At 46.5% G+C, this 24,524-nt stretch carries 23 protein-coding genes; all 23 read left to right on the top strand.

What is annotated here, in order from left to right:
• Nucleotides 1–7 precede the first annotated feature (7 nt).
• The 23 genes from AXX12_RS04790 (at nucleotide 8) to AXX12_RS04900 (ending at nucleotide 24,496) form a co-directional block, all read left to right on the top strand.
• Entirely contained in the window at nucleotides 8–1,942 is a 1,935-nt protein-coding gene (locus AXX12_RS04790) for a YgiQ family radical SAM protein (RefSeq protein WP_066238890.1), read from the top strand.
• Entirely contained in the window at nucleotides 1,939–3,273 is a 1,335-nt protein-coding gene (gene rimO / locus AXX12_RS04795; protein WP_066238893.1) for a 30S ribosomal protein S12 methylthiotransferase RimO, read from the top strand. Before AXX12_RS04790 ends, rimO begins: the two co-directional genes overlap by 4 nt.
• 48 nt (nucleotides 3,274–3,321) lie before the next feature.
• Nucleotides 3,322–4,581 carry a competence/damage-inducible protein A gene (locus AXX12_RS04800; protein ID WP_066238896.1) on the top strand — a complete coding sequence of 420 codons (1,260 nt, stop codon included), beginning with the start codon at nucleotides 3,322–3,324 and terminating at the stop codon, nucleotides 4,579–4,581.
• A 14-nt stretch (nucleotides 4,582–4,595) separates the two neighbouring features.
• Nucleotides 4,596–6,167 carry a DEAD/DEAH box helicase gene (locus AXX12_RS04805; RefSeq protein WP_066238899.1) on the top strand — a complete coding sequence of 524 codons (1,572 nt, stop codon included), beginning with the start codon at nucleotides 4,596–4,598 and terminating at the stop codon, nucleotides 6,165–6,167.
• 75 nt (nucleotides 6,168–6,242) lie between these two features.
• Nucleotides 6,243–7,304, top strand: coding sequence for a recombinase RecA (recA, locus tag AXX12_RS04810; protein ID WP_066238902.1), 1,062 nt, complete (start codon nucleotides 6,243–6,245; stop codon nucleotides 7,302–7,304).
• Nucleotides 7,305–7,314: 10 nt separating this feature from the next.
• Nucleotides 7,315–7,728 (top strand): regulatory protein RecX, encoded by a 414-nt coding sequence (locus AXX12_RS04815; RefSeq protein WP_197470645.1) that lies wholly within the window; start codon nucleotides 7,315–7,317, stop codon nucleotides 7,726–7,728.
• A gap of 204 nt (nucleotides 7,729–7,932) precedes the next feature.
• Complete coding sequence (rny, locus tag AXX12_RS04820) at nucleotides 7,933–9,453, top strand: ribonuclease Y (protein ID WP_156478588.1); 1,521 nt, start codon at nucleotides 7,933–7,935, stop codon at nucleotides 9,451–9,453.
• A 134-nt stretch (nucleotides 9,454–9,587) separates the two neighbouring features.
• The gene (locus AXX12_RS04825) at nucleotides 9,588–10,106 is read left to right on the top strand and encodes a hypothetical protein (RefSeq protein WP_066238909.1); all 519 of its coding nucleotides are present in this window, start codon (nucleotides 9,588–9,590) and stop codon (nucleotides 10,104–10,106) included.
• A 148-nt stretch (nucleotides 10,107–10,254) separates the two neighbouring features.
• Entirely contained in the window at nucleotides 10,255–10,515 is a 261-nt protein-coding gene (locus AXX12_RS04830) for a stage V sporulation protein S (RefSeq protein ID WP_066238912.1), read from the top strand.
• Between the two features lie 114 nt (nucleotides 10,516–10,629).
• Nucleotides 10,630–12,123: a leucyl aminopeptidase gene (locus AXX12_RS04835; protein WP_066238916.1), complete on the top strand. Its 1,494-nt coding sequence runs from the start codon at nucleotides 10,630–10,632 to the stop codon at nucleotides 12,121–12,123.
• A complete protein-coding gene (locus AXX12_RS04840; protein ID WP_231881799.1) occupies nucleotides 12,120–12,947 on the top strand; it encodes a PHP domain-containing protein in 828 nt (275 codons plus the stop codon). Before AXX12_RS04835 ends, AXX12_RS04840 begins: the two co-directional genes overlap by 4 nt.
• 92 nt (nucleotides 12,948–13,039) lie before the next feature.
• Entirely contained in the window at nucleotides 13,040–13,864 is an 825-nt protein-coding gene (locus AXX12_RS04845) for an Asp23/Gls24 family envelope stress response protein (protein ID WP_066238919.1), read from the top strand.
• Nucleotides 13,865–13,879: 15 nt separating this feature from the next.
• Nucleotides 13,880–14,227 (top strand): DUF3870 domain-containing protein, encoded by a 348-nt coding sequence (locus AXX12_RS04850; RefSeq protein ID WP_066238922.1) that lies wholly within the window; start codon nucleotides 13,880–13,882, stop codon nucleotides 14,225–14,227.
• A gap of 116 nt (nucleotides 14,228–14,343) precedes the next feature.
• Nucleotides 14,344–15,669, top strand: a complete 1,326-nt coding sequence (gene miaB / locus AXX12_RS04855) for a tRNA (N6-isopentenyl adenosine(37)-C2)-methylthiotransferase MiaB (protein WP_066238924.1) — start codon at nucleotides 14,344–14,346, stop codon at nucleotides 15,667–15,669.
• Nucleotides 15,670–15,693: 24 nt separating this feature from the next.
• The gene (mutS, locus tag AXX12_RS04860; protein ID WP_066238927.1) at nucleotides 15,694–18,285 is read left to right on the top strand and encodes a DNA mismatch repair protein MutS; all 2,592 of its coding nucleotides are present in this window, start codon (nucleotides 15,694–15,696) and stop codon (nucleotides 18,283–18,285) included.
• Nucleotides 18,282–20,078: a DNA mismatch repair endonuclease MutL gene (gene mutL / locus AXX12_RS04865; protein ID WP_066238929.1), complete on the top strand. Its 1,797-nt coding sequence runs from the start codon at nucleotides 18,282–18,284 to the stop codon at nucleotides 20,076–20,078. Before mutS ends, mutL begins: the two co-directional genes overlap by 4 nt.
• A 14-nt stretch (nucleotides 20,079–20,092) precedes the next feature.
• Nucleotides 20,093–20,875, top strand: a complete 783-nt coding sequence (locus AXX12_RS04870; RefSeq protein WP_231881801.1) for a class I SAM-dependent methyltransferase — start codon at nucleotides 20,093–20,095, stop codon at nucleotides 20,873–20,875.
• Entirely contained in the window at nucleotides 20,875–21,804 is a 930-nt protein-coding gene (gene miaA / locus AXX12_RS04875) for a tRNA (adenosine(37)-N6)-dimethylallyltransferase MiaA (protein WP_066238932.1), read from the top strand. Before AXX12_RS04870 ends, miaA begins: the two co-directional genes overlap by 1 nt.
• Nucleotides 21,805–21,839: 35 nt before the next feature.
• Nucleotides 21,840–22,100 carry an RNA chaperone Hfq gene (gene hfq / locus AXX12_RS04880; protein ID WP_066238935.1) on the top strand — a complete coding sequence of 87 codons (261 nt, stop codon included), beginning with the start codon at nucleotides 21,840–21,842 and terminating at the stop codon, nucleotides 22,098–22,100.
• A 196-nt stretch (nucleotides 22,101–22,296) separates the two neighbouring features.
• Nucleotides 22,297–23,148, top strand: coding sequence for an AAA family ATPase (locus tag AXX12_RS04885; RefSeq protein ID WP_461781730.1), 852 nt, complete (start codon nucleotides 22,297–22,299; stop codon nucleotides 23,146–23,148).
• Complete coding sequence (locus tag AXX12_RS04890; protein WP_066238937.1) at nucleotides 23,136–23,741, top strand: tRNA modification GTPase; 606 nt, start codon at nucleotides 23,136–23,138, stop codon at nucleotides 23,739–23,741. Before AXX12_RS04885 ends, AXX12_RS04890 begins: the two co-directional genes overlap by 13 nt.
• Nucleotides 23,722–24,312 carry a hypothetical protein gene (locus tag AXX12_RS04895; RefSeq protein WP_066238941.1) on the top strand — a complete coding sequence of 197 codons (591 nt, stop codon included), beginning with the start codon at nucleotides 23,722–23,724 and terminating at the stop codon, nucleotides 24,310–24,312. The genes AXX12_RS04890 and AXX12_RS04895 overlap by 20 nt, the downstream gene beginning before the upstream one ends.
• Entirely contained in the window at nucleotides 24,305–24,496 is a 192-nt protein-coding gene (locus AXX12_RS04900) for a hypothetical protein (RefSeq protein ID WP_066238944.1), read from the top strand. The genes AXX12_RS04895 and AXX12_RS04900 overlap by 8 nt, the downstream gene beginning before the upstream one ends.
• The last annotated feature ends 28 nt before the right edge of the window (nucleotides 24,497–24,524 follow it).

Below are 24,524 nucleotides of genomic sequence, written 5' to 3' on the forward strand. Positions count from 1 at the left end.
AAAATGAATGACACAAAATGAATTTTTGCCAATAACTAAGGAAGATATGGAAAAGCGCGGTTGGGAACAACTCGATTTTCTGTTTATTAGCGGCGACGCATATGTAGATCATCCTAGCTTTGGACCGGCGATCATCTGTCGTCTACTGGAGAAGCAGGGTTACCGAGTGGGTATCATCGCTCAGCCTGACTGGCGGAATACAACAGATTTTAAACGTTTGGGAAAACCCCGTTTAGGCGTGCTAGTTTCAGCAGGCAATATGGATTCGATGCTGAATAAGTTTACCGCAGCGAAAAAGACACGAAGCACCGATAATTATAGCCCAGGCGGACGAGCAGGTCTTCGTCCGGATCGGGCGACGATTGTCTATTGCAATCGCATTCGTGAGGCATGGAAACGTGTCCCGTTGATCATCGGCGGGATTGAAGCCAGTTTGCGGCGATTTGCTCATTATGATTATTGGTCTGACACTGTACGCAAATCGATTATTGCCGATTGCCGAGCTGATATCTTGATTTATGGCATGGGTGAAAAGCAAATTCTCGATATTGCCGCTCAATTATCTGCTGGCGTTCCGGTTGACGCGATTGATCATGTAGCGGGAACTTGTTGCCTTAAAACGTCGTTAGAAGGCTACTGGGACTATGCGACTGTGCCATCCTATGAGGCAGTTCAGGATAATAAGCGCGCTTTTGCTGAGGCGTTTCGCGTGCAATACCGCGAACAAGATCCTATTCGTGGCAAAGTCGTGGTTCAGCAACATGGAGAACAGTATTTGGTGCAGAATCCGCCTGCCGAACCTCTATCCATGACTGAAATGGATGAAGTGTACGATCTTCCGTATCAGCGGACCTATCATCCCTCCTATGAAGCTGCGGGTGGGGTACCGGCGATTCGCGAGGTTAAATTTAGCCTAGTTAGTCATCGTGGTTGCTATGGCGCCTGCTCGTTTTGCGCCATCGTGTCTCATCAGGGCCGAATTATTCAAAGCCGTAGCCGGGAATCGCTCTTAAAAGAAACAGAGCAACTTGTCAAGCTGCCTGATTTTAAGGGCTACATTCATGATGTCGGCGGTCCGACAGCAAATTTTCGAGCGCCTTCCTGTGCGTCTCAACTAGAACGCGGGACTTGCCGTGACAAACAGTGTTTGCATCCGGAGGCTTGCCGTAATCTAAACGCCGATCATTCCGATTATCTTGAATTGTTGCGCTCGATTCGGGCTGTTCGAGGCGTCAAGAAAGTATTTGTCCGCTCCGGTCTTCGCTATGACTACATACTGGCTGGCGATAACCAGGAGTTTTTGCGGGAATTGTGTCAGTATCATATTAGTGGACAATTGAAAATTGCACCTGAACATATTTCGCCCAAAGTAACTCGCCTGATGGGCAAGTCAGGTAAGAATGTATATTTGAAGTTTATTAAAGCATATCAGGCGATAAACCAGGAATTAGGCAAAGAACAATACCTGGTTCCTTATTTTATGTCTAGTCACCCGGGTGCCGGATTGCGGGAAGCGGTTGAACTAGCCGAATTTCTCCGTGACATGGGATATCATCCCGAGCAGGTGCAGGATTTTATACCTACGCCTGGCAGTTTATCGACCTGCATGTATTATTCTGGCTTGAATCCTCTTACCGGTGAAGCTGTTTATGTTGCAAAAGATCCGCACGAGAAGAAAATGCAGCGTGCGTTAATGCAATATCGCGATCCAAAGAATCATGAGCTGGTTTACGAGGCTTTGCTTAAAATTAATCGACTTGACCTAGTCGGCTTTGGTCCCAAGTGCCTGATTCGTCCCCGTGACGGTCAAGCCTTTACCCCGGCTTCACGCGGTGAGAGCCAACGACGTTTGCCGGCGGCACGCGGACAGAAAGGCAAGTTGGTCGCAGATGCCAAGAAACAGAGAAATACTAAACAGAAACGCGGGAGGGGAACTCGTTGAAAGTTGGTTTTGTCAGCTTAGGCTGTGCTAAAAATTTGGTTGATACTGAGGTGATGCTTGGTCTGTTAGATCAGGGGGGCTATGTGATTACAGACCAGCCTGAGGATGCTGAGGTCTTAATTGTCAACACCTGCAGCTTTATTGATTCTGCCAAGGAAGAATCAATTTCGGTTATTTTACAAATGGGAGATTATAAGAAACACGGTAAATGCCGTTGCCTAGTCGTCGCCGGTTGTTTGGGGCAGCGCTACCGCGATGAGCTGTTGAATGAGCTTCCGGAAGTGGATGCTATTCTGGGTACAAGTGCTTGGGGGAGAATCATTGAGGCGATCGAGGCGGTACAAGCTGGCAGCCGAGTCTTGTTTATTGACGAAATGACTTCTATATATGATGATAAATCCCCCCGGATACGAACAACGCCAAACTACAGCGCCTATATCAAAATTGCTGATGGCTGCAGTAATTGCTGTTCCTATTGTGTAATTCCACGGGTCAGAGGGAACTTCCGTAGCCGGCCCATCGAGTCAGTTGTTGCAGAAGCGAAGAATTTGGTCTCCCGCGGGGTAAAAGAAATCAATCTCATCGCTCAAGACACCACCAGCTACGGACGGGATCGCACCGGTCAATCAAAACTGACTGAGCTTTTGCGCGAGTTAGTAGCTATTGAAGGCGAGTTTTGGATTCGGTTGCTCTACTGTTATCCAAACTATTTTACTGATGAATTAATTGAGCTTATTGCTAACGAGCCTAAAATTTGCAAATATATAGACCTACCACTTCAGCATGCTCATGATGATGTTTTACTCGCGATGAATCGTCGCGATTCACGCCAGGATATTGAAACATTGTTGAAAAAAATCCGCTCAACAATTGCCGGTGTTGCTATTCGCACTACCTTTATCGTCGGCTTTCCCGGCGAAACGGAAGAACAGTTCCGGTCGTTGCGGGACTTTATGGCAGAGCAAAGATTTGATCATGTCGGCGTGTTCAGTTATTCGCAAGAAGAGGATACCCCAGCCGGAGCCATGACAGAGCAAATCCCGGATGAAGTTAGGCAAGCGCGTTATCATGAACTGATGGCGTTGCAAAGCCAGATCTCCGAATCTATTAACCGCGGACTGGAAGGAATGACGGTTCGCGTCTTGGTGGAAGGTCAAGTTGAAGGGGAAACTACTCTGATTGGACGATCTTACCGCGAAGCGCCAGATGTTGATGGACGCGTGTATATTGAGGGTGGAGCTGACGTCGCCCGGGATGTGGGCTGTTTTGTTAATGCGAAGATTATTCAAGGCTTTGCTTATGATCTGGTTGCTGAACCAGCTGAAGAATAACAGGATCATGCCTGAATTGGGCATTCATGTAATCAAGGAGGGTTCTCTGTGATAGCTGAGATTATCAGTACAGGCACAGAACTTCTATTAGGTCAGATTGTCAACACTAACGCACAATATTTGGCGAAAAAAATGAATGAACTAGGCATTGACGTTTTACACCAGTCTACAGTCGGAGATAACCCTAGCCGGATGGCTGAAGTCATCGCACATGCACTGGAACGATCAGATCTAGTCGTGACAACAGGTGGCCTGGGACCTACTCTAGGCGATATCACCAAAGAAGTTACCGCTCGATTGCTAAATCGTGCCATGTATCTGCATAAACCTAGCGAGAGTCGCATCAGGCAGATCTTTGCCAGCCGAAATATGCTGATGCCGGAAAGCAATTTGCGTCAAGCCATGATGCCCGAAGCGGCGATCATTATCGATAATGACCGTGGAACCGCACCTGGTGTTATCCTGGAAGAGTCAGATAAGACAATTATACATTTGCCAGGGCCGCCACAAGAAATGCAATGGATGTTTGAAACTGCCATAGTCCCATACTTTAGGCAACGTTTTGGCCTGCAGTCGGTTATCGTCTCACGTGTATTACGGACCTTCGGGGTCAGTGAATCAGCACTTGAAGAAAAAATCAAAGATTTTGTGCTTGCGCAGAGTAATCCGACGCTCGCCTTACTTGCCAGAAGCGGTGAAATTCATCTCAGAATTACAGCTAAAGGTCAGACGGAAGCAGAAGCAACTGAACGGATTGCTACCCTAGAGCAAGCACTTCGAAGCCGAGTCGGCAAGGCTATCTTTGGCATTGATGATGAGACACTCGAGTTAGTAACAGGGCGTCAACTGTCTGAAAACAATTTAACCATTGCATTGGCTGAGTCCTGCACAGGCGGTTTGGTTACCAGTCGATTAACCGATATTCCCGGCAGTTCCCGCTATCTAATTGGTTCGCTTGTTTCCTATAGCAATCAGATTAAACGTGAAATTCTAGGTGTTTCTGAGCAGATACTAACTGATTGCGGCGCTGTGAGCGAGGAAACGGCCATTTTAATGGCTAAACAAGTTAGAGAAAGGTTCATGACTGATATTGGCGTCGGAGTGACCGGGATTGCTGGCCCTGATGGCGCGACAGCAACCAAGCCGGTTGGTCTTGTCTACATTGCAGTAGTTGGAGCCCAGGGAGTTGAGTGCGTCAAGCACCAATTCTCCGGTCAGCGTACAGGCATTAAGCAACGAGCCGCAAACGCCGCGCTATTTCAAGTCATGCGCTTTATTGAAAATTATGCTTCAGATCGAGAAAAATAGGAGGGACTATCAATTTGAAAGAACAAGGTTTCTTTGGCGAACTGCAGCTGAGTAAAAAAATTCTGTCAGCAATTACAGATATGGGCTTTGAAGAGCCGTCACCTATTCAGAGCAAGACTATTCCGGTCGCGCTTGAAGGCAAGGATCTTATCGGGCAGGCCCAGACAGGCACAGGTAAAACTGCCGCTTTTGGTATTCCGATGATGGAGCGTCTTGTGGACAGCCGTCATATCCAAGCTTTGGTTCTTACGCCTACACGGGAACTCGCTATACAGGTAGCTGAGGAACTCGCTAAGATCGGTAAATTCAAGAAAGTCAAGGTTCTTCCCATTTATGGTGGTCAACCGATAGAGCGCCAAATCCGAGCACTAAAATTGGGAGTTCAGGTTATCATCGGCACCCCGGGGCGATTACTTGATCACATGCGGCGAAAAACCATCAGATTAGACTTCGTCAATCAGGTAATCATTGATGAAGCCGATGAAATGCTTGACATGGGCTTTATTGAAGATGTGGAGAACATCCTTGAAAACATTTCAACTGACAGGCAGACCATGTTATTTTCCGCAACCATGCCTAAAGAAATATTGGCTTTGTCTGAGAAATATATGAAGGATCCTGTATCAATCACCACTAGCAAGGAACAAATAACTGTTCCCTTAATTGATCAGGTCTATTATGAATCCAGAGACAAGCTTGACGGACTATGCCGTGTTCTTGATGCAGAGACCACAGGGCAATGCATCATTTTTGGTCGCACTAAAAAGGGCGTTAATGATTTGACCGCTTCCTTGCAGGCTCGTGGCTATATGGCTGACGGCTTACATGGGGATCTCAGCCAGTCGCAGCGCGACCGAGTCATGAAGAAGTTTCGTGATGGCGATCTTGAGATACTAGTAGCCACTGATGTTGCAGCTCGCGGTCTTGACATCGAACATATCACCCATGTTATTAATTATGACATTCCGCAAGACCCAGAGTCTTATGTTCACCGTATCGGCAGAACAGGTCGCGCTGGTAAACGCGGTGTGGCAATTACATTTATCGAACCGCGCGAGTTCCGGCAGTTAAAGTTAATTGAGAAAATCGTCAAAACACGGATTTTGCGTAAACAATTGCCTACTCTTACTGACATTATGGAACGCCGCCGCGATCTGATAAAAAATCAAGTCATGCAGACAATTGAACAGGGAAGTTATACTGATTACCACACAATCGTCGCCGATATCGCAAATTATCATGATCCGTTGGATATTGCTGCCGCTGCCCTAAAGTTATTCCAGGAAGGATTCCGTGAGAAGACGGAAGAAAAACCGATGTTTTCGCAAACTGGCGGTGCGGATGGCATGGTCAGACTGTTCATGAATGTGGGAAGAGCGCAAAACATTCGTCCTGACGATATTGTGCGTACGGTAGCTGAGGAGGCTGGAATACCTGGTAATATTATTGGCTTGATCAACATATATGATAAATTCACCTTTCTTGAAGTGCCAGTTGATGTTGCAGAACGTGTGCTGACAGTCATGCACAGAAATACGATAAAAGGATTTAAAGTCAATGTTGAACCCGCCAAGGCAAGGCAGTAATAGTGCTTGACCACGAGAACGTATGTTTGTATAATGTAGATAATGTATGTATAAGAATACGGGGGGAGTCATACTATGGCGGAAAAAGCGGAGAAAATACAAAGCGATAACCGATTGCAAGCACTTGACTCAGCAATGCGTCAGATTGAAAAAGACTTTGGTAAGGGCTCAATTATGCGATTGGGCGAAGTATCGGCAAAGATGAGCCTTGAGGTCATTCCTACCGGTGCGTTGACTCTCGACGTTGCTCTTGGTATCGGCGGTGTTCCTCGCGGCCGTGTTGTAGAAATCTATGGTCCTGAGTCATCCGGTAAAACGACAGTTGCACTTCATATTATCGCCGAAGCCCAAAAAATGGGCGGTATAGCCGCTTTTATTGATGCTGAGCATGCACTAGATCCCTCCTATGCGAGAAAATTAGGCGTTGATATCGATAATTTGCTTATTTCGCAACCAGACAATGGCGAACAAGCTCTGGAAATTGCCGACGCGCTAGTGCGTAGCGGCGCAATCGATGTTATTGTCGTGGACTCGGTGGCCGCATTAGTTCCTAAGGCAGAAATTGAAGGAGACATGGGCGATTCCCATGTTGGTCTTCAAGCCAGACTGATGTCGCAGGCGTTGAGAAAATTGACCGGTATTATCAGTAAATCAAAGACAACCGCTATTTTTATCAACCAAATCCGGGAAAAAGTCGGCGTAACCTATGGCAGTCCTGAGGTGACAACAGGCGGTCGAGCGCTCAAATTCTATGCAACTATTCGCATGGATGTGCGTAAAGCGGAAACCATTAAGCAGGGGAATGACAGCATTGGTAGCCGTACCCGTGTTAAAGTGGTTAAAAATAAAGTCGCGCCACCATTCCGCATTGCTGAGTTTGACATTATGTACGGCGAAGGAATCTCCAAAGAAGGAACGCTGATCGATATTGGCAGTGAACTGGATATTTTGGTCAAAAGCGGATCCTGGTATTCGTATAAAGAGAATCGTTTAGGACAAGGCAAGGAAAATGTGAAAGAGTTCCTTAAACAGAATCGTCAAATTGCCGAAGAAATTGAAGCCCGGGTCCGCGAGTCGCTGACGGTTGGCAGCTCTAAACTACCCGCGTTTATAGATGATGCCGCAACCGAAGAATAGTGCGCTTACCGTGGCAGTTAGACTTCTGGCGCGGCGCGATCACAGCGAGCGCGAGTTAAGCGATAAGCTGGCGCAGCGAGCCTATTCACGAGATGAGATCAATGAAGCGCTAGCGCGCCTTCGTGAGCGAGGCTATGTTGATGATACTGCCTATTGCAATAAACTGGCTGAGAGTCTTTGGCAAAGTGGCAAATGGGGTTTGCCTGGAGTGGCAAATCAGCTCCGCCGCCGCGGTCTGCCAGAGGCTATGATCCGGGAAACGATGGCAGCCTTTGAGCGGGAGCAGGAGTTTAAGCATGCGCTTACTTTGCTGGAAAAACGTGCATTTACGCCGGATGAAAGAGATAAAGCGGGTCGCTTCCTAGCGTCCAGAGGTTTTTCTTTTGCGGTGATTGAGCAGTCACTCGATCATATCCATTCTTGAGCGATGAATCTATCTGTTGCCTTTGTATCAGTAGCTTGACACTGTATGAAAAACCAATTACAATTAAATTATTCCATGTGTAATATTATAATGATTCAGAAAACACAGGGATAATCAGGTGGGTGTGCAACAAGCCGAGTTGATACTCGGCTTTGCCCTTAATTAACGTAAAAGGAGGTGTGATGCATTATCATCGAGCTAATTATTACTGCAATCATTGTGGGAGTGTTTGGATTCGGTATCGGTTACTGGGTTCGCAAGAATGTGGCAGAATCAAAGATTGCCACTGCGGAGGAAGCAGCCAAGAAGATTCTTCAAGACGCAGAGAAAGTTGGCGAAGGCAAGAAAAAGGAAGCTTTGGTGGAAGCCAAAGAAGAAATTCACCGCTTACGTAATGAACTTGACCGTGAGGTCAAGGAACGACGCTCTGAACTACAACGTCTAGAACGACGCCTAGTGCAAAAAGAAGAAAACCTCGACCGTAAGATCGATTCCCTTGAAAAGAAGGAAGAGGTTCTCAGCCGCAAGGAGGCTGAGGTTGATAAAAGCCAAGAGAAGATCAACGATTTGTATGCTAAGCAACAGGCCGAGCTGGAACGCTTGTCCGGCTTGACGTCCGACCAAGCAAGACAACTGCTTTTAGCAAGTGTAGAAGAAGAGATCAAACACGAAACCGCCATAATGATTAAAGACCTCGAACAACAAGCTAAAGAAGAAGCTGACAAGAAAGCGCGTGAAATTATATCGCTGGCGATTCAGCGCTGTGCCGCCGATCACGTAGCAGAAACTACGGTTTCGGTCGTGGCATTGCCGAATGATGAAATGAAGGGCCGTATCATTGGCCGTGAAGGTCGCAATATTCGTACCCTAGAGACTCTCACAGGAATTGATCTAATCATTGATGATACTCCTGAGGCGGTAATTCTATCCGGATTTGACCCAGTCCGTCGTGAAGTAGCACGTATTGCGTTGGAAAAATTGATTGTTGATGGACGAATTCATCCGGCTCGAATTGAAGAGATGGTTGAAAAAGCACAAAAAGAAGTTGAACAGAAGATTAAGGAAGCTGGCGAACAAGCCACCTTTGAAACAGGAGTGCACGGTTTGCATCCTGAGATTATTAGGTTACTTGGACGTCTCAAGTACCGCACTAGCTATGGGCAAAATGTGTTGAAACATTCGATTGAGGTTTCTCACCTTGCCGGTATTATGGCTGCTGAACTTGGTGTAGACGTTATGTTAGCAAAAAGAGCTGGTTTGCTGCATGACATTGGTAAAGCCGTTGACCACGAGGTTGAGGGACCCCATGTCACGATTGGTGGAGATTTGGCGAAAAAATATCGTGAATCAGCTGAGGTTATTAACGCTATTGTTGCTCACCATGGCGATGAAGAACCGCGAACGGTTCAGGCTGTACTCGTTGCAGCTGCTGACGCAGTTTCTGCAGCCCGCCCAGGTGCGAGACGTGAAAGTCTTGAGTCTTATCTCAAGCGCCTCACCCGCCTGGAGGCTATTGCTGAGTCGTTTGAAGGGGTCGAGAAGACATACGCGATTCAAGCTGGTCGCGAGATTCGTATTATTGTCAAACCGGAAAAAATTGATGATGCCACATCAGTGCTTATGGCACGTGAAATTGTCAAGAAAATCGAAAGTGAACTTGAATATCCGGGGCAAATTAAAGTCACTGTCATTCGGGAAACTCGTGCAGTGGATTACGCCAAGTAGTTACAAAGCGGTCTCTTCGGAGGCCGCTTTCCATTCATTCTTTACCAGTTAATGAGTAGCAGGAATTTACGAACTACTCTAGAATTTTAGACTGTATGGATTAATGCACTTATCTAATTTGGACGGTGAACAATATGCCGAATTATCAGCAGGGTGATAAACAAATTTCTGACGGAGTGAATCTGCTAATCTCGATTCTAGTCCGATATCCTGAAGTGGGCACTATTACTTATAATTCTTCAAACCAGTCGATCAAGCTGACTTTCCTGCTGACAGGTTCGCCAGAAAAAAAACACATGGATTTTATCACAGACCATATTACTCACAGCCTCGATGCGTATCACATTTTGAAAAATATGAAAGATACTCTTGTCGAAATTTGCATGAACAGCTACGAGAATATGGCCATGTTAACAATAATCCGTGATGTCGGCTCGCTTTCGCGGGGGGAGATTGCTTTAATTATTGCTCTTTTGCGAGAAAAAGCGATAGATTTACTAGTTACAGACCAAAGCGAGTTCCTCGTAGAGGAGGATTTGCTGATTCAAGAAGAATTGATCGAGAATATGCTGGAAAATATGAAAAAAAAGTATGATAGTCATAGCTTGATTGGAATCCGCGAAGATGGTAGAGTTCTTGTTTTTAACAAATGATTGACAACAGTGCTTTCTCTTTTTATTCATAATTATTTGAATCTTTTGCTTTACCAGAGAGGATTTTTAGCGCAGATAACGAATATCTGGAAGGTAAACTAGACATCGTTGCGGCACTAATGATTCTAACGGAGGAGGGCACTTAGACATGGAAGTATTGAAAGTATCGGCAAAATCCAACCCCAATTCTGTAGCAGGCGCATTAGCTGGGGTATTGCGTGAGCGAGGGTGTGCCGAAATGCAAGCGATTGGCGCCGGGGCTCTCAACCAAGCAGTTAAAGCAGTTGCAATTGCTCGGGGGTTTGTGGCTCCGCACGGTGTTGACCTCGTGTGTATCCCGGCTTTTACCGACATCGTCATTGACGGTGAAGAAAGAACTGCCATTAAGCTTATTGTTCAGCCGCGCTGACGACAACAAAGCCTGTTCAGCAAATGGACAGGCTTTTGTGTTTTTACAGCATTATTTTCAAGCCTCTGTCGAGGCATACTAGTTCTGCCAAAACAATGAAAGAGAGGCTATAGTATGATAGTTGAACTGGTTGTCGGCAAACTGGTAAAAATCCAATGTGACACTCTTGTTGTCTGTATTCCTGAAGCTGCTTCGTTAACGGAAAACGCTGCTATTACGGAAATTGACCAAGCACTCGGCGGTAATTTAACAGTTTTATTCAAGGAACAGTTGAGTTGTGGGCGATATGGAGAAACTACTGTTATTCATACCTTTGGCGCCATTGCCGCTAAACAAGTTATTTTACTTGGGATAGGTAATTCCGCGAAGTTGACGATTGACAAAATACGTTCTTTAACGGCTATTGCTGCAAGGGCGGCGAGCAAGCTATCGGCGAAAACGCTTGCTCTGGCTATGCGACATGAGGCTGAGCTGACTAGGTTTGGGGTGGCGGGAGTTCAGGCGAGCGTTGAGGGTGCTTATTTAGGACTGTATGAATTTAATCATTACAAAAGTAAAAAGAAACCAAGTCTGTTGAGCGGTATCCAAATAGTTGCTAGTCCAACTGATGATACTACTGCTTTACAGGCTGCAGTGGACAAAGCGCTCATCATCGCTGATAGTGTTTGTTTTGCCCGAGACATGGTGAATCATCCCTCACATTATATGACTCCTGAGCGTATGGCCAAGCATGCAGAGGAAATAGCGCATAACTTTGGCGTTGACTTAGAAATTCTTCGTGCTTCGCAGATTCGAGAGCAAGGACTTGAAGCACTTTGGTCTGTGGCTAAGGGAAGTGATGAGCCACCTGTTTTGATCGTTCTTACCTATCGTGGCAATCCGCAAAACTCCGAAGTCCTCGGTCTAATCGGCAAAGGTATAACGTTTGACAGTGGTGGCATCTCTCTAAAACCTAGTGAAGGAATGGGAGAGATGAAAGATGACATGGGTGGCGCTGCTGCGGTGTTGGCGGCGATGAAAGCGATTGCTCAGCTTAAGCCGGCGTCAAACATTCTCGCTGTAATTCCATGCGCTGAGAATATGCCATCAGGTCGGGCATTGAAACCGGGTGATGTTATCGGCTCTCACAGCGGCAAAACCATTGAGATCATTTCAACCGATGCTGAGGGGAGATTGGTCTTGGCTGATGCGATTAGCTATGCTCGCAAGCTCGGAGCGACGAAATTGATTGATTTGGCTACTCTGACGGGCGCGTGTGTTGTCGCACTAGGCAAAGTGACATCAGCGATTGTTGCAAACGATGAAAGCTGGAGCCAGGCCGTGCTGACAGCAGCCGTAGCTACTGGTGAAAAAATGTGGCCTTTGCCAGCCTTTGATGAATACAAAGAACAAATAAAAAGTGACATTGCCGATCTGAAGAATTCTGGCGGCAGACCGGCTGGCGCCATTACGGCTGGCCTGTTCTTGGCGGAGTTTGCGAATACGACTCCTTGGGTACATATCGATATTGCCGGCACTGTGACTAGCGAGAAAGAAAATGGTTACAACCCTAAAGGTGCAACCGGAGCCGGAGTACGCACCCTTATTCAGATTGCTGAGACGACATGATTCAAGCCGATTTTCACATCCACACAACTGCGTCTGATGGTCGTATAGCACCCAGCGATATCTTGTTACAAGCTGTCCAGGTCGGATTGACCCATATCTCGATAACTGATCATGATACAGTCGATGGTTTGCTGGCGCTTGGAGCTAAGCCGCAACAGGCGGGAGTGACGGTAATAGCTGGTATTGAATTTAGTACAGACATGCCAGACTGTGAGATTCACATACTGGGGTATGGAATTGACATTTTTCATCCTCGCTTGCGTCAACAATTGACGCTGCTAAAAGAAGATCGTGTTTCGCGTGTTAGGAAAATGGCAGCTAAAATTACTGCTTTAGGCTATCCAATAGAGGAACAGGATATAGTAGAGGTTGCGCGAGGCGCAACCTCTGTGGGACGGCCGCATGTGGCAAAAGCGTTGATCGAAAAAGGCTATTTTTTCTCTGTTTCAGACGTTTTTCATTCATTGTTGAATCGGGACAAACCCGGGTATGTTCCGCATTATAAATTGACTCCTGGTGAGGTCATTGGGTTAATCCGTCAAGCCGGTGGAGTTTCGATTCTGGCTCATCCGGGATTAGTCGGCAATGATCAACAAGTTAGATACATAATAGAATCCGGGATAGATGGGCTGGAAGTATATCATCCCAAGCATGATGTCGAGGCTGTTGATCGTTATCTTTCCTTAGCCCAAGGCCAGGGGTTATTAGTTACAGGCGGCTCTGACTATCATGCGATTCCCGGTCGCTTTCCAGAAAGGCTGGGAGAGTTTCTTGTGCCGAATAATGTTGCGAACCTGTTTGTCAGCCGAATTTCCGGGTTATGATCCGCAATACGCGGATATTGGTAAAGGACGATCAGCTTTTGTAGCAAGTTAGCAGATCGGCAAGAAAGTTCAGAAGGAATAGGAGGCTGTCCATGGAAGTAATCGCTTTAGTGGGGCCGAGTGGAACTGGGAAAAGCCATCGGGCGCTAATCGTTGCCCATGAACACAATGCAGATGCGATTATCGACGATGGCTTGCTGATCAAAGATAGTAAGATCATTGCTGGATTTTCAGCAAAAAAAGAACCGAGTAAGCTGAAGGCTGTTAAACGTGCTATCTTTATGGATGAAGAACATGTTCAGGCGGTCAAAAGCGCGATTAAGACGGTTACTCCTGAAAGAATACTGGTTCTCGGTACTTCGATCAATATGGTAGAAAAGATTATTGATGCTCTTGATCTGCCAGCATTATCAAAAATAATTCGAATCGAAGATATTGCTACTCCGACCGAGATTACCCGCGCCAAAGAAAGTCGGATACGAGAAGGCAAACATATTATTCCTGTACCGACGATTGAATTAAAACCGCACTTTTCTGGTTATTTGATTGATCCACTGCAAATATTTTTTAAAAAACCACAAGCAAAATATCGTAAAATCGGTGAAAAGTCGATTGTACGCCCCACCTTCAGCTATTATGGTAAACTTTTTATTTCTGACGCTGCTATTGCCGTCATTGTTGACTATGTTGCAACAACAGACATGCAAATAACCCGGACGAGTCAGGTAAATATAAAAAATTCTCATGATCGAGAAAAAGGAATTTCGATCACTTTGGACGTAACTATACGATATGGAAGTATGATTCGCGAAGTTGTGTCACAAGCGCAGCAACGAATCAAGACTATGGTGGAATACATGACTGGAATGATAGTACGTGACGTAAACATTGATGTAAAGCGTCTCAGCTTGGATTAGGGAGGAGGAGGAGTATTGGACAGAACAAACGGGAATTTAATATTGTTTTCTGGTTATGCCAAACTGCCTACAGGCATTACCGCGAGTGAGATGTACAAAGTTATTGGTGTAATCGTTTTAATTGATTTGGACACGGATGTCATCGTCGAGGCGGATTGCACGTTGGCAACCAAACTCGCCAATAAACATGTTTCGTCCGCTCTTGTTGGCTGCTCCATGAAGAATGGCGCCGAGCCGTTAGTGCGGATAATTGACCATATTTATCAAGGGAGCGCCAAAAAAGCAATTATTACAGCATTGCGGATTATTTATGACAAATACCGGAGTCATAAAGATGGCATGACTCCTAGCGCCTTGGATTAAGATTGGCAATTAGCAAAAGAAAACCGGATAGTCCGGTTTTCTTTTGCTTTAGTGGTAACTGACTTTATTCTATGGTAGGCTGTGAGTTATAATAGAGTCAAGGGAGTGAACTATATATGCAAGGACACCAAACCTATTACATTTATACTTTTGGCTGTCAGGCCAATGCAGCGGATTCAGAACAACTTGCTGCTCAGCTTCAGCAAGCAGGATATACGGCAACCTTATTGCCAGATGAAGCTGATCTGATCGTGCTAAACACGTGTTGTGTGCGTGAGAGTGCTGAACGAAAGATTTATGGTAAGATTGGCGAATTAAAAAAGTTGAAAACAGCTGACCCTAACCGGATTATCGGCGTAGCTGGCTGTCTTGCTCAAAAGGATAAGGATAAGTTGTTTGCTAAGGCACCGCATTTGGATTTTGTCATGGGGACTTTTACCGTCGGTCGCTTGTTAGAAAATATTAATAAAGTTAAGGAAAATCGAGAGCAGGTCTTATCTGTCTGGGAGCAGGCTGAGGAAACGCAGCGCTTGCGCCCGGCTAGTCTGTCAGGTCAAATATCAGCATGGGTGCCTATCATGTACGGCTGCAACAATTTTTGCACCTATTGCATTGTTCCTTATGTGCGTGGACGGGAGCGTAGTCGTCCGGTAACCGAAATTATTCAGGAAATTGCTGCATTGGCTAAGCAAGGCGTAAAAGAAGTTACTCTGCTCGGCCAAAATGTAAACTCGTATGGAAAAGATGGACAGGCGAATGCTACATTCGCTGACCTGCTGCGCGAAGCTGATAAAATCAAGGAAATTCAGCGGATTCGCTATATGACATCCCACCCGCGCGATATGAACCAGCAAGTCGTCGATGTAGTCAGAAACAGTCGGTCGATCTGTGAACACTTTCATTTACCTGTTCAGTCGGGTAATGATCGCATTCTGCAGGCGATGAACCGCGGCTACAGCATTAATGATTACCGCACTTTGGTGCGATCGATTCGTCAGGCTATTCCAGATTCTAGTCTGACAACTGATTTGATCGTAGGGTTTCCCGGCGAGACAGACGAATTATTTGCCCAGACTCTCGATTTTATTCGCGAGATACGATTTGACGCAGCGTACACGTTCTTGTACTCTCCCCGCTCAGGAACGCCTGCTGCGACCATGCCAGAACAAATTCCCAGCTTAATAAAAAAACAGCGCTTGCAGCTGTTGATGGATGTACAAAATGAAATCAGTTTGCAGATCAATAGACAGTTAGAAGGTAAAATTGTTGAGGTCTTAGTCGAGGGTCCGAGTAAGAATGATGACAGTGCTTTTGTTGGCCGTACCCGAACCAACAAAATTGTTATCTGGAAGCATACTGGCAGTGAACAAGCGGGTGAACTACTATCGGTTCAAATTGATAAAGCCCAGACTTGGGTATTAAAAGGAAAAGCCGTCGATTGACGGCAGTAGGTAGAGGAGAACAGGATGGCTGAAACGTATACACCGATGCTAGAACAGTACCGGGAGATAAAAAACCGTCACCTGAATGACATCCTATTTTTTCGGATGGGTGATTTCTATGAGATGTTCTTTGAAGATGCCGAAACAGCGTCGCGGGAACTGGAAATCACGCTAACGGCTCGGGACGGAGGCGGCGGAAAACGCGTGCCAATGTGTGGTGTTCCGTATCATTCAGCTGATGGTTATATTGCCAAACTCATTGAAAAAGGCTACAAGGTCGCTGTGTGTGAGCAAACGGAAGACCCGCGCCAAGCGCAAGGTATTGTAAAACGCGAAGTCGTAAAAGTCATTACTCCAGGTACGGTATTGTCAGACCAACTGCTACCAGACAAGGCCAATAATTACCTGGTTGTATTGCTCGAGGAAAGCGGTCTGCTATGCTTTGCTGCAGTCGACATATCAACTGGCGAGTGTATGTGGGGCTCTTTTACTGGTGCCAGCAAGGTTGCTGCTATGTGTGACCGTCTATTTTGCCTGTCCCCGGCTGAAATCCTGTTTGCAGGGAAAATTGATAGCGCTGCTGCCATTAATGAGTTTATTGCCGCAAGGATTCCCAGTTGCGCGTATAGTTCAATTGATGTCGAAGACTTTTCTGCCTTACGGAAATTGCCAGCCTCACATTTTGGCACCGACAACTTGCCCGAACAAGAACCTGCACGCGATTGTGTCGCATATTTGTTATATTACCTACATCATACTCTAAAGAGCGACCTGTCGCATGTTAATCGGCTTGGTCGCTATGACGCAGATGCTCATCTCTTATTAGATAACATCACTTTGCGAAACTTGGAGATTTCACGCAATTTGCGTGATGGTAGCAAAAAAGGGACACTGCTGGGCGTGCTCGATTATACACAAACTGCGATGGGAGCCCGCTTGCTAAAAAAGTGGGTTGAGCAGCCCTTGAATCAGCCCACAGAAATAGTAACCCGTTTAGACGCGGTGGACGAACTTGTTAAACAACCCGCTGCTCGGGCTTATATTAGAGAGCAGTTGCGTGATGTATACGATTTTGAGCGTATCATAACTAAAATCGAAGTAGGCACTGCCAATGCACGTGATCTCACCGCGTTGCGACAATCCTTAGCGACCTTGCCACTAGTAAAAGAAGCGATCGTAAAGCTTCGCGCAAAACTATTTAGTAGCGCTGGTGGCCAGCTATCCGGTCATATGGATATTGTTCAGTTGATCCAGGATGCCCTTGTCGATAACCCGCCGGTAGCCACGCGGGAGGGGGGCATGATACGTCCGGGCTATGACTTGGAGTTGGACGAGTTACGGACTATCGCACGCGATAGCAAACTTTGGATTCAGAATTTGGAGGCCAATGAGAGAGAAACCACAGGTATACGCTCCCTCAAAGTTGGCTATAACCGGGTATTTGGCTATTACCTGGAGGTAACTCACGCCAACGCGTCTGAAGTTCCGGCACGCTATACCCGCAAGCAGACGCTTGCCAATGCTGAACGTTATATTACTCCCGAATTAAAAGAATTTGAGCTCAAGGTACTTGGTGCGGAAGAAAAAATTGTTGTTCTTGAATATCAGTTGTTTGTTTCTCTGCGGGAAACGATCAAACGTCAGGTGCGTGAAATTCAGCAGACAGCCAGGCAAGTAGCCTTGTTGGATGTCCTGTGCTCGTTAAGTGAAGCCGCATCTCGGCATAATTATGTAAAACCGCAAATCGTGACTGACCGCGAATTGCGTATAAAGGACGGACGGCATCCGGTAGTCGAAGAACTGCTGCAACGCGAGCGTTTCATTCCGAACGATACTGGATTAAACCACCGGGACTGCGAAATCATGATTATAACCGGACCAAACATGGCCGGAAAATCTACCTATATGCGTCAAGTCGCGCTTTTGACTGTCATGGCTCAGATTGGCAGCTTTGTTCCGGCGCGGGAAGCGTCCATCTCGCCAGTTGACCGGATTTTTACCCGGGTCGGCGCTAGTGATGATTTGTCCTCAGGCCAGAGCACTTTTATGGTAGAAATGGCGGAAGTTTCACATATTCTCAAACATGCCACCAGCAAGAGCTTAATTATTCTGGACGAAATTGGCCGTGGCACAAGTACTTATGACGGTATGAGCATCGCCCGGGCAGTCATCGAACATATTAAGAGCAAAATTAAGGCCAAAACTTTGTTTTCTACCCATTATCATGAATTGACAGAAATGGAAGGACAGTTTGACGGGGTGAAAAACTACTCGGTTGCAGTTAAGGAGCGGGGCAACGATGTAGTATTTCTACGTCGAATTGTGCCAGGCGGGGCAGATAAAAGCTATGGCGTGCATGTGGCGCAATTAGCGGGTTTGCCAAAGTCTGTTATTGAGCGAGCACGTCAAATTTTGTCTGATCACGAACAGCCCGATTGCCGCCAGATTGAGAGAGCAGCTAGCCCCAGCCCCAGCCCTCTACCTGCCTCGTTATTTTCGTCTGGACTATCGGATGAACTGCTGGCGCTTGACATCATGACAGTAACACCGCTGGAAGCCTTAAACATCTTATACAAACTGCAAAATCAGGCTAAGGCGGAGGCTGGCAAACTATGAGTGCAACTATTCGAATTCTTGATGAAACGGTAGCAAATCAAATTGCTGCAGGTGAGGTTGTCGAACGTCCTGCCTCCATTATTAAGGAATTAGTAGAAAACGCTTTGGACGCTGGTGCACGATCGATTGCAATCGAAATCGCTGATGGCGGTATCAGCTTCATTCGCGTTACAGATGACGGATCAGGCATGAGTGAGACGGATGCACGATTGGCAGTCATTCGTCATGCGACAAGCAAGATTACTTCTGCCGATGATCTTAGCCGTATCGCCACATTAGGATTTCGTGGTGAGGCTCTGCCCAGCATTGCGGCTGTTTCAAAGTTTACACTGATCACGCGTCTGCCTGAGGCGAACCTTGGCACCCGTCTTGAGATTCATGGCGGTAGTTTACTCGAAGTCAGCGAAACCGGTGCTGATAGCGGTACCTCAATTACTATTGTTGACTTATTCTATAACACTCCGGCCAGAAGAAAGTTTCTCAAAGCGGCAGCCGCTGAGGCGTCACAAATCCACTTAGCTGTTGTCCGGCTAGCTCTTTCGCGCTCTGAAATCGCATTTCGTCTAATTAATAATGGTAAGTTAGTTTTGTCAACTCCTGGCGGGGGCAGCATTGAAGAAGTTATGGGATGTGTATACGGACATCAAATTGTACCAGAATTACTGCCACTGCCGGACGCATTCGGAGAAGTTCGTGTTAGTGGCTGTATTGGCAAACCGAGTATTCTAAAGAGCAGTCGTCAGTGGCAGACTTTTATTGTCAATGGGCGTGTCATTTCTAATCGAATGCTCTCAAAAGCTCTGGATAATGCGTTCCATTCCCTGTTGCCGCACAGTGGCTTTCCGTTGGCGGTTGTGACAATCAATTTATCGCCTGCAGATGTGGATGTCAATATTCATCCGCAAAAAAGTGAAGTCAAGTTTCGCGATGAGCGTTCCATATATGGCGCAGTCTATAGGTCTGTATCTGATGCGCTCACTCAGGCGCGGCAACCTCAATCCATCGCGGCTCCATATCTGCTCGAAAAACATATGACGGAAGCCCCCAGAAACGCCGATCTATCGCCCTCCGTAACAACTCATCAGCCCGCTTTGTTCGTTCCTGACCGATTGAATGCTCCTGTGCTGCCTCTTTCGGTTGTACGGGAAAGTTTGGCTGCTGTCGATTCTTTAGCTGGCTCTGCCAACGTATTTCATTCATCTGAAACGACAGAGCAGGATACAGGTATGTATCTGCAAGCCCTAGGCCAAGTGGAAAATTGTTATATTGTCGCACGCGGAACAGATGGACTGTACATCGTGGATCAGCACGCAGCCCATGAGCGAATTTTGTACGACAAAATGCAGCAAGCAAGCGGACGGGTTCACGTACAAAAATTATTGATTCCGATTTTATTGACAATAGACCCGCTGGAAGGTAGGGCAATCGCTGAAGCGGAACCTGCTTTGCAAGAACTTGGCTTTACACTTGAACCCTTCGGCCCAGATACATATCGTTTAACTGAAGTGCCAGCAGATGTTAACACTGGTGAGGCTGAAGCTCTGTTGAAGGATGCACTGCGGCTGATCGGCGAACTACGTGATTTGAGTCCTGCCGCGTTGCGCCACGCCTATCTCCAGACCGCTGCTTGCAAAGCGGCCGTAAAGGCTGGCGATCTATTAAATATCCGACAACTTCAGGCTATTCTTGACGAATTGTGCCTTACCGATCGACCGTTCGCTTGCCCACATGGAAGACCGGCTATGGTGCGCTTCGGTGGGGACGAATTAGGGAAAATGTTCAAACGGACATAAGGGGAAAACGAAAATTGGTTGTTACCACTGTATACGAGCCAACGCTATCTGAGATTGAACAAGCAAAGGAGATTGCTGTATTTTTACAATTGCCTTATGTGAAACGTGGCAGACGTTCACTCGGAAATTTGCGAAAGTTATGCCAAATAGATACGCTAATTGTTGCCGCCGACAGTGGACCTAAAATAAGTACCCCGGACGGAGAGTTGTTTTTTCATATCGGCATGGCTGCCTTACGAATAAAAAACTTTCGGGATGGAAAACCTGACCATATGGCGGCTGCAATGGAGTTAAGCCAAGGGGTATCGGTACTTGACTGTACCCTGGGGCTTGGCACGGATGCTATTGTAGCCAGTATGCTAACTGGGGAGCGGGGAGCTGTCATTGGGCTGGAGGCATCAGAGCTGATCGCTTTTATTACCGGCTGGGGATTAGCGAATCTTTCTGCTGAAGCAAATGATATAACAGCTGCCATGCGGCGAATCGACGTGATTTCCGCTGATTATCGTCAATATTTACCTACGTTACCTGATAACTATGTTGACATTGTTTATTTTGACCCGATGTTCCGCAGACCTGTACACAGAAGCTCCGGGATTCGCCCGCTTCGTGAATTCGCGGATACTGGCTGTTTGTTGGAAGCAGATCTGCGTCAAGCTTGCCGTGTGGCGAAACGGCGAGTTGTTGTCAAGGAAACTCACGGTAGTCCAGAATTCAAGCGATTAGGAATTACTACTTTGGTTGGTGGAAAATACAGCAGTGTCCAATACGGGGTTATCGAACAGGAGGGCTGCTGATGGAAAGGCTAATTGCTGTTGTTGGTCCTACCGCCGTCGGCAAAACTAAGGTAAGCATTGATCTTGCAAGCTATTTGTATACAAAAATCATCTCAGGAGATTCCATGCTGGTCTATCGGGGACTGGATATTGGTACAGCTAAACCGACTCAAGAAGAGCAGGCGGGAATTATCCATGAACTCATTGATATCCGCGATCCGGGCGAGGAATTTAGTGTTGTCGACTTTAAACAGTTGGCTAGTGAATGCATCACACGCGTAAACGCAACTGGCAGGATACCAGTGATCGCCGGAGGAACTGGGCTGTATATTAAGGCCCTGCTGGAAGATTACGGATTAACTACCCCACCTGGCGACGAATTGATCCGCCAGGAACTCAAGCGGATAGCCGATGAGCAGGGAAATGAGCGGCTTTATCAGCTGCTTGCAGAAAGTGATCCAGTTAAAGCCGCTTTGTTGCATCCCAATGATGTGAGACGGATTATTCGTGCTCTTGAAATTCGTATGCTTACAACTAAACCCGTTATTGAGGATAGTGCGGCAGGACTTAAATACGACAGCTTGGTAATCGGCTTATCGATGGATCGCGAGAAATTATACGAACGGATTAATCGCCGAGTTGATACAATGATTGCGATGGGACTGGCGGACGAGGTAAAACGGTTAGTTGAACAAGGTGTTCCATTGACATCCCAAGCCATGCAAGCTATCGGCTATAAGCAAATGATTGGCTATGTCAAAGGTGAATATAGTCTTGCCGATGCGGCGGAGGCCATTAAGCTGGCGACGCGACATTTTGCAAAACGGCAGATGACATGGTATCGAAAGATGCCCTATATCAGATGGGTGAATGTCGATGAGTACACAGACCACTCGACGCTAATGGAACATATTTACAATTTAGTTGCAGAAAAATTTGGCATAGAGTAGAATAAGTACAAATAGGAATACGGAGGGTTTCGCGGATGACGACAAAGGTAATCAACTTGCAGGACAGCTTTTTGAACCAGGTACGAAAAGAGAACGTGCCTGTCATCATCTATTTAGTAAACGGCTTTCAGTTGCGGGGTTCGGTCAAAGGATTTGATAATTTTACGGTAATTATTGAAAATGATGGCAAGCAACAGCTTGTTTACAAACATGCTATTTCAACCATCACGCCGTTCCGAGCATTGATGCCAGGATTCCATGAAAAGAAAGAGGAAGTAAAGACAGATAAGGTTTGACAAAAAGCTCCGGGGAAACCCGGAGCTTTTTGTCACTATTTTTGAAATGCCGCGTATACTGTTATCACCGAAAACGAGGGATGTGACATACGTGACATTTCATAACCCGCAAGATGTGTTGTTAGCAATCAGAGATGGAGAAATCTCCGCTGTTGACGCCTGCAAATGTCTGCGGGACATGGAGAATACGCAAGTTATGATAACACGTCCTGACAGCTCAGTGAATCAACGGCAACGGGTTGAGGAGATTCTTTCTGAATTGGATCAACTGATTGGGCTTACGGAAGTAAAGAAGTTGGTTAGAGAGGTTTATGCTTTTGCTGAAATTCAGAAACGGCGTCAGAAGGTGAAGCTTGTGACTGAGCCGCTTGTTTTGCACATGATATTTAAAGGTAATCCAGGCACAGGCAAAACCACTGTCGCCCGCATCATTGGCAAGATCCTTCAAGAAATAGGAATATTGCAGCGGGGACATATTATTGAAGTAGAGCGGGCTGATCTGGTTGGGGAATATATTGGGCACACAGCCCAAAAGACTCGTGAGCAATTGCGAAAAGCCTATGGCGGGATCTTGTTTATCGATGAAGCGTACTCACTTGCTCGAGGCGGGGAAAAAGATTTCGGTAAGGAAGCGATAGACTGTCTTGTCAAAGGCATCGAGGATCACCGGGGAGAAGTTATACTGATTTTAGCTGGATATTGTCAAGAGATGGAGCGCTTTCTGGAGTCAAATCCTGGCTTGCGATCCCGCTTTCCGATTCACATTGATTTTCCCGACTATAGTCAGGAAGAATTGATGGCAATCGCCGAACAGATGTGTCAAAAAAGGCAGTATCAGTTGTCATCACAGGCACGCCTGCAAATTGCTAGACTATCTTTCGCCAGTCATACAGGGTACTCAGGCAATGCGCGGACAGTGCGCAATGTGATTGAACGGGCAATTCGTCGTCAAGCTGTCCGGCTGATAGAAAAACCTCTGCTAACCAGAGAAGACCTCATGTTGCTTGAGTCTGAGGATATTGCGGAGGTAGCTCTATGCGCGAAATAGTCATTGTTGGCCGTCCCAATTCAGGTAAGACGATGTTTGCGTTGAATTTCGCTAACTTTTTGGGAGTAAAGCGAGTAGACGTGACTTTTCGGGACTATGACGACATCTTGACCTGCCGCCATTTCTCCATCGAGGAAGCAAAGCGCGAATTGTGTAGCAGTGTGGCGCATCGAACCCTGACACTTCAGTCTATTGTTCTGCGAATGACGATGGGCAAAACCCCAATCGAGTTTATGCTTGACGATACCTGCGGGGTTTCCGAACAAATCCATCCTGACGCTACGGTGCGAAGAGGCATGGCGCAAACCTTAAAAAGCATGCGTTATGCAGACTATATCTTTCATATGCTGGATATGATATACTGGTCTAACCATCCATTTTTTCAAAGTGGAAATATTGACCAAGAAATATACCAGTACGGTTTGGCGCGCAATGCGTATACTATACTTGCTAACAAAATTGATGCACCACTCGCACGAGAACACCTGACGAAAATTGGCTCAGCCTTTCCGAAAGCGAAAGTCATACCAATTTCGGCTCTGCTGGGAGCAGGATTTAAAGAGGTGAAAGCGTGTGTTGCACGTAATATCTGAATGGACTAGGATGTTTTTTTCGGCCGTGCTTTGCGCATTTTCGATAAAGCTACTTGATGATTATTTAGATCGGGAATTTGATACAGCATGCGGAGAACACAATTGGATCAACCACCTAGGCGAAGGCGCTGTTGCTTACAGTCTGCCGTTTTTGGCCATCAGCGTAGCATTACACCCAGGGATTGGCGTTTCTTTGTTTCTGGCTTCCTGGACTGTTGGCATGTACCGAGATTTACATGTAAAATATCCCAGCAGACTGCGCGGCTGGCAAGAATCTGCGATAGTGATGGCAACTGGATTCTACTTTGCCGAATGGGATACCATGACGTGTTCGCTCTTGATAGCTGGTGCGGTACAATTAAGTGATGATATTATTGATCGATATACTGACCAAGCAACCGGAGTACGCAATTTAGCGCATCAATGGGGAGTTATGCCTTGCTGCGTTGCCTGTATCGCGTTTTTTATTGGTGCATGGTTTTTTGCTCCTACGGTATTTTGGCCGGTCATTTGCGGGATTGTCGTTGTCTATGTTGCATCCACCCGCAAAGGGAGGAGTGCGCATGTTTGAATGGCTGCTCCTTCTTATTGCCTTTATTGCCGGATATGGCTTAGGCAAACGCAATGGGTGGAAAAACGGCTTTGCTGAGGCTGAGGCGATGGTTCCGCTCCGCTTGCGGCAAGAGTCGTGCGAATTAGGCAAATGTGTTCTTTGTCAGGCAGAACCAGATGACCACCCGGGACTTAACTGCTAAATTAGGACAGAGCGTACAGTAAATATAT

Source organism: Anaerosporomusa subterranea, from assembly GCF_001611555.1.
GTDB lineage: Bacteria > Bacillota > Negativicutes > Sporomusales > Acetonemataceae > Anaerosporomusa > Anaerosporomusa subterranea.